We start from the raw sequence: 6,294 nt of genomic DNA, 5'->3' as shown, positions 1-6,294 counted from the left end.
CCGGCAGCTCGACGTAGGACGCCTCGCCCGGCGCGTGGTGGATGGCGTTGCGGGCGACGACGAACTTGGCTTCCTTCTCGTTGGCGCCACCGGTGTTCAGATTACGGACGAACTTGGGGAAGTTGGACGAGGTCACCTCGACCCGGATCCGGTGTCCGGGCAGGAAGGTGTTGCTGGTCGTGATCGGCGTCGGCTTGATCTCGCTGACGGCGCCCTTGGTCAGCATCTTCGGCGTCTCGTAGCCGTCGCGATAGCGGGCCCGCATGATGGTGTCGCCCAGGATGTAGGCCGTGCCGTCCGGCGCGACGTCGACCAGCTTGACCGCGAAGTCGGTGTCCTTGGCGTCCGAGGAGACCTTCAGCACGGCCCGGACGAAGCCCGAGACCTCCATGGCGTCGGTCAGCGGCTCGCTGGTGTAGACCAGCACGTCGTCGCGCGCCTCGACGGGGCGCTGGTCGAAGGCGCCGGCCGTGACCAGGCCGCCGTTGCAGCAGTCGCCGCCGCCGATCGTCTGAACCGGATTGGCCGGATCATAGACATACTGGTCGGGACGCTCGCCGGCGACGGGCGGCTTGGCGTCCAGGCGGCCGTCGCCGTTGACGCCGTTGGCGCGTCCGGCCGAGCGCAGATAGAGGCGCACCGTGCTGGCGTTGGCCGGCGGCCACTGCGCCGACTGGCGCCAGGCGTTGGCGCCCATCGTGTAGTAGCGCACCGGCGGGGTCGAGGCCGGGAAGGCCGCGGCGTCGCCCTTCAGCCAGCGGTCGAAGAAGGCGTAGACCTCCTTGTCGGCGTCGAAATTGACCGTACCCATGTCGCGATCGCCGGACTTGTAAGGCGCCTGCAGCGTGCGGGCGTTGAAGGCGCAGTGGGTGTTGGGCGTGACGACGGCGTACTGGTTGGCGCTGGCTTCCTTGTCGGAGTTCACGGCGCGGGCGTGATTGAACAGAGCCATGTTCGGGCCGATCGACACGTCGTACCACGAGTTGAACCACAGGGCCGGCACGCCCCAGCCCTTGTCGTCGTGATAGAGGCCGCCCTTGCGCCAGGCCGGATCGGCTGGACCGTCGCGGTTGATCAGGTCCTCGAACGTCCCCTTGGGCTCGCCCAGGTCCTGCAGCATCTCGTTGACCGGCAGGTGGCGGATCTGCGAGGGCCAGTCGACCGCGGGCTTCTTGGCGTCCAGGTCGTTGTACTTGGCCAGGCGGGCGATGGTCTTGGAGTCCAGGCCCTTGGGCGGCTGCGGGCGCAGCGGATTGTCGACGCCGTACAGCCACACGAAGAACAGGTTGCGCGGCACGCCGCCGGTGTACCAGTTGCCCTGCTCCTGGAACTCGCCGACCTTGCCGATGCCCGCGCCCGAGGCCTGCGGAACCATGGCGGCGTGGGCCGGGTGGTTCTGGCCGGCCAGGGCCAGCTGCCATTCGGCCGAGGACGAGCAACCGCGCGTGCCGACCTTGCCGTTCGACCAGCTCTGCTTGGCGATCCAGGTCAGGGTGTCATAGCCGTCGGTCTGCGGATGGCCCAGGATCTCCCACTCGCCCTCGGAGTAGTAGCGGCCGCGCTCGTTCTGCAGCACCAGGGCGTAGCCGCGCTTGACCGCCTCCAGGGCGTTGCGGGCGCTGGCGGCCTTGTAGGGCAGCTCGTTGTAGGGGGTCTTGATGAAGATGGTCGGCAGCGGGCCGGTCGCGCCCTTGGGGCGATAGACATTGGTCGCCAGCCGCACGCCGTCGCGCATCGGCACCATGACGTACATGTCGACATCGGCCTTCAGGGCCAGCTCACGCTCCAGCGCGGCGTCGGAATACTGCGAATAGTCCTGGGCCAGAACCGCCGACGGGGCTGTCGCTGTCGCCAGGATCAGCGCAGCGCAAAGTGAAGCCGAAAAACGCATGGGGTCCCCTCACAACCTCGGCGCGCCCGTTGAGCCCGCGCGCCTGTCTGGCGGGGAGGTTATTCCGTGGTCGTCCGGAGGAAACCCTTTTTCAGCGCTGGTCGTTCTCGCGCGACCGCTGCTTGGCCCGGGCCTCGGCCTTGCGATAGTCGTCCAGCTGCTTGAGGCGCTGCTGCTGGGCGTTGCGCGTGCGGCCCAGGCCATCCTGCTCGGCGCCGAGCACGAAGGGGATTTCCTTCATGGTCCCGGGCTGGTCCTTGCTGCGGTGATCGACGCCGGGACCCATCGGGGCGTCGTTGGCCTTGCGGGCCAGCTCCTGCATGATCGCCTGGGCCTCGAACTCGCGAGCCTTGGTGGCGTTCAGCGGGCCGGCGTAGGTCCCGCGCGGCTGGGCGGCGCCGAAGCGCTCGTCGCACTTTTCGCGCTCGCGCCGGTTCAGGCCCACGGCGTCGGCGCTGACGCAGCCCGTGGCGCTGCCGCGCAAGGCCGTGCGCAGGTCGCCGGCGCCCTCGCCGGGCAGGGGCGCGGGGCGCACGGCGGTTCCCGGGCGGGCGATCCCGGCGGCCGGGACCGCCAGGGTGGGAACGCCCGCCGGGGCGGGTCGGACGGGCTGGCGGACCTGGAAGGGGAGGGACGGCGCGGGCGGCGCGGCCGCCGAAGCCGGCGCCGGGCGGGGCCGGGGTCTTTCCTCGCGCTCAGGCCGGATCAACTGCGCCGTCACCGTCGGCAGGTCGTCGGCGATCAGGGTCTCCAGCAGCGGCGGGACCGGCAGGGCCAGCCAGGCCAGCACCACGACGTGCAACAGCAGCGAGCCGGCCAGAATCGCCGCCCGCCGTCGGTCATCGCCGCTGATCCGCACGCCGACGCTCACCCTTCCTCCGACCTGTCCGCCATCATCCAGATGGCGAGGCCTCGCGCACAGACAAGCCGCTCCATCCAGGGGCGAGCCTGCACAGCCCCAAGTGGCGAAAGCGTGGCCTTGGGGTGGTGGTTAAGCCGTCGTTAACCGACGCGGGAACAGGCGATTGACTGGCGGCGACTTCGCGAGTAAATACCGCGCTCTTTTTCGAGGCGGTCGTTCGCGGCCGTCCGATGAGCTTGTGTTCCTCGCGGACTTTCACGTCCAAGCGGGACTTGAACCCGCCGGTGTGCTTCCCGCGCCCCGGCGAGTTTCGTGTTTATCGGGTCTCCAAGCGGAGCCTTGAACCAAGAACAACAAAGACAAGGACCTGAAGCGCCCCGGCCGAAAGGCACACGCTTCCATCAGAGCAGAGACTTAATGCCTACCATTAACCAGCTCATCCGTAAGCCGCGCTCTCCGAAGCCGGTGCGGAACAAGGTGCCGGCCCTGAAGGGCTGCCCCCAACGTCGCGGCGTTTGCACCCGCGTCTACACCACGACCCCGAAGAAGCCGAACTCGGCTCTGCGTAAGGTCGCCAAGGTCCGTCTGACCACCGGCATCGAAGCCGTGTGCTACATTCCGGGCGAAGGCCACAACCTGCAGGAGCACTCGGTGGTGCTCATCCGCGGCGGCCGCGTCAAGGACTTGCCCGGCGTCCGTTATCACATCCTGCGCGGCGTCCTCGACACCCAAGGTGTCAAGGATCGTAAGCAGCGTCGTTCGCTCTACGGCGCCAAGCGTCCGAAGTAAGGAAGAAGAAGAATGTCCCGCCGCCGTCGCGCCGAGAAACGCCAAGTCCTGCCGGATCCCAAGTTTGGGGATCTGATCGTCACGAAGTTCATGAACTACGTGATGTACGAGGGCAAAAAAGCCGTCGCCGAAAACATCATCTACGGTGCTTTCGACATCCTGGAAAACAAGCGCAAGGACCAAGGTCCGCTTGAGACCTTCCACTCCGCCCTGGATAACGTCGCCCCGGCGATCGAAGTCCGGTCGCGCCGCGTCGGCGGCGCCACCTATCAGGTGCCGGTCGAAGTCCGTCCGGACCGTCGCCGCGCCCTGGCCATCCGTTGGCTGGTGACCGCCGCTCGCAAGCGTGGTGAGAACACCATGACCGAAAAGCTGGCTGGTGAGCTGCTGGACGCTTCGAACAACCGCGGCACCGCCGTGAAGAAGCGCGAAGACACCCACAAGATGGCTGAAGCCAACCGGGCCTTCTCGCACTACCGCTGGTAATCTTCCTTACCAGCACTCTTTCAGGCGCGGGCGGTTTGCGATAAACCGCCCGCGCCGCACGTTTAATCCCGGTCGTGTCCGTTCTGGGCCGCCCCGTTTCGCAGAGCGATCGCTATGCCCCGCACGCATAAAATCGAAGACTACCGCAACTTCGGCATCATGGCCCACATCGACGCGGGCAAGACGACCACGACCGAGCGGATCCTGTATTACACCGGTAAGTCCCACAAGATCGGCGAAGTCCACGATGGCGCCGCGACCATGGACTGGATGGAGCAGGAGCAAGAGCGCGGCATCACGATCACCTCGGCCGCGACGACCGCCTTCTGGCAAGAAAAGCGCCTGAACATCATCGACACCCCCGGGCACGTCGACTTCACCATCGAAGTCGAGCGCAGCCTGCGCGTTCTCGACGGCGCCGTGACGGTGCTGGACGGCAACGCCGGCGTCGAGCCGCAGACCGAAACCGTCTGGCGTCAGGCCGACAAGTACAAGGTTCCGCGGATCGTGTTCGTCAACAAGATGGACAAGATCGGCGCCGACTTCGACAAGTCGGTCGAGTCGATCCGCGACCGCCTGGGCGCCAAGGCCGTTCCGATCCAGTTCCCGATCGGTTCGGAATCGAACCTGAAGGGCCTCGTGGACCTGGTCCGCATGAAGGCCGTGGTCTGGGACAATGACGGCCTGGGCGCGAGCTATCGCGACGAAGAGATCCCGGCCGACCTGCTGGACAAGGCCGTGGAAGCCCGCGCCTATCTGGTCGAGAACGCCGTCGAGCTCGACGACGAAGCCATGGAAGCCTATCTGGGCGGCGAAGAGCCCTCGGAAGCCACCATCAAGAAGTGCATCCGCAAGGCCGTGCTGACTGGCGCCTTCTATCCGATCCTCTGCGGCTCGGCCTTCAAGAACAAGGGCGTGCAGCCCCTGCTCGACGCCGTCGTCGACTACCTGCCCTCGCCGGTGGACATCCCGCCGACCAAGGGCATCGACTTCAAGACCGAAGAAGAAGTGGTCCGCAAGGCCTCGGACGAAGAGCCGCTGTCGGTTCTGGCGTTCAAGATCATGGACGACCCCTTCGTCGGCTCGCTGACCTTCTGCCGCATCTATTCGGGCAAGCTGGAAACCGGCATGTCGCTGCTGAACTCGACGCGCGACAAGCGCGAGCGCGTCGGCCGCATGCTGCTGATGCACAGCAACAACCGCGAAGACATCAAGGAAGCCTATGCCGGCGACATCGTCGCCCTGGCCGGCCTGAAGGAAACCCGCACCGGCGACACCCTGTGCGATCCCCTGAAGGCCCCGGTCATCCTGGAGCGCATGGAATTCCCGGCCCCGGTCATCGAGATCGCCGTCGAGCCCAAGTCGAAGGCCGACCAGGAAAAGCTGGGCGTCGCCCTGCAGAAGCTGGCCGCCGAAGATCCGTCCTTCACCGTCTCGACCGACTTCGAAAGCGGCCAGACGATCCTGAAGGGCATGGGCGAACTGCACCTCGACATCAAGATCGACATCCTGAAGCGCACCTACAAGGTCGAGGCCAACATCGGCGCGCCGCAGGTGGCCTATCGTGAATCGCTGGGCCGCAAGGTCGACATCGACTACACGCACAAGAAGCAGACCGGTGGTACGGGCCAGTTCGCCCGCGTCATGATCACTTTCGAACCCGGTGAACCCGGCTCGGGCTTCGTGTTCGAAAGCGCGATCGTCGGCGGCGCCGTGCCGAAGGAATACATCCCCGGCGTCCAGAAGGGCCTGGAATCGGTCAAGGACAGCGGCCTGCTGGCCGGCTTCCCGCTGATCGACTTCAAGGCGACCCTGACGGACGGCAAGTACCACGACGTCGACTCCTCGGTCCTGGCCTTCGAAATCGCCTCGCGCGCCGCCTTCAAGGAGCTGCGCGAAAAGGGCGCTCCGAAGCTGCTCGAGCCGATCATGAAGGTCGAGGTCGTGACGCCGGAAGAATACCTGGGCTCGGTCATCGGCGATCTGAACAGCCGCCGGGGCATGATCCAGGGGCAGGACATGCGCGGCAACGCCACGGTGGTGAACGCCTTCGTGCCGCTGGCCAACATGTTCGGCTATGTGAACACGCTGCGGGGCATGTCCCAGGGCCGCGCCCAGTTCAGCATGGTCTACGATCACTACGAGCCGGTGCCGCAACACGTCGCCGACGAAGTGATCAAGAAGTACGCCTAACCACACCCCAGAAGTTCAACCATTGAAGGCCCCCCCGTTTTTTCTAAGGGTTCTGGGGTCCTGGAGCTAAGAA

The 6,294-nt window shown here is 66.1% G+C and carries 5 protein-coding genes and 1 pseudogene; 3 read left to right on the top strand and 3 right to left on the bottom strand.

Features of this window, described 5'->3' with window-relative positions; all coding sequences use genetic code 11:
- From VJ655_RS12555 to VJ655_RS12545, 3 genes and pseudogenes are all read right to left on the bottom strand, one after another.
- Positions 1–1,891, bottom strand: a 1,891-nt coding sequence (locus VJ655_RS12555; protein ID WP_324111539.1) for a CocE/NonD family hydrolase, incomplete at its 3' end; no start/stop codon positions are given.
- A 91-nt stretch (positions 1,892–1,982) separates the two neighbouring features.
- On the bottom strand, positions 1,983–2,762 hold the full coding sequence (locus VJ655_RS12550; RefSeq protein WP_324111537.1) for a hypothetical protein: 780 nt from the start codon (positions 2,760–2,762) through the stop codon (positions 1,983–1,985).
- 120 nt (positions 2,763–2,882) lie between these two features.
- Positions 2,883–3,147: pseudogene (locus tag VJ655_RS12545) on the bottom strand (hypothetical protein).
- 23 nt (positions 3,148–3,170) lie between these two features.
- Here VJ655_RS12545 and rpsL point away from each other — a divergent pair.
- From rpsL to fusA, 3 genes are all read left to right on the top strand, one after another.
- Positions 3,171–3,542: a 30S ribosomal protein S12 gene (gene rpsL, locus VJ655_RS12540; protein WP_004624021.1), complete on the top strand. Its 372-nt coding sequence runs from the start codon at positions 3,171–3,173 to the stop codon at positions 3,540–3,542.
- Positions 3,543–3,554: 12 nt separating this feature from the next.
- Entirely contained in the window at positions 3,555–4,028 is a 474-nt protein-coding gene (rpsG, locus tag VJ655_RS12535; protein ID WP_007661568.1) for a 30S ribosomal protein S7, read from the top strand.
- A 114-nt stretch (positions 4,029–4,142) separates the two neighbouring features.
- On the top strand, positions 4,143–6,221 hold the full coding sequence (gene fusA, locus VJ655_RS12530) for an elongation factor G (protein ID WP_324111525.1): 2,079 nt from the start codon (positions 4,143–4,145) through the stop codon (positions 6,219–6,221).
- The last annotated feature ends 73 nt before the right edge of the window (positions 6,222–6,294 follow it).

This window comes from Caulobacter sp. (assembly GCF_035254145.1).
Lineage (GTDB): Bacteria > Pseudomonadota > Alphaproteobacteria > Caulobacterales > Caulobacteraceae > Caulobacter.
The sequence above is the reverse complement of the archived record's forward strand: the minus strand, read 5'-3'. Positions and strand labels throughout refer to the sequence as shown.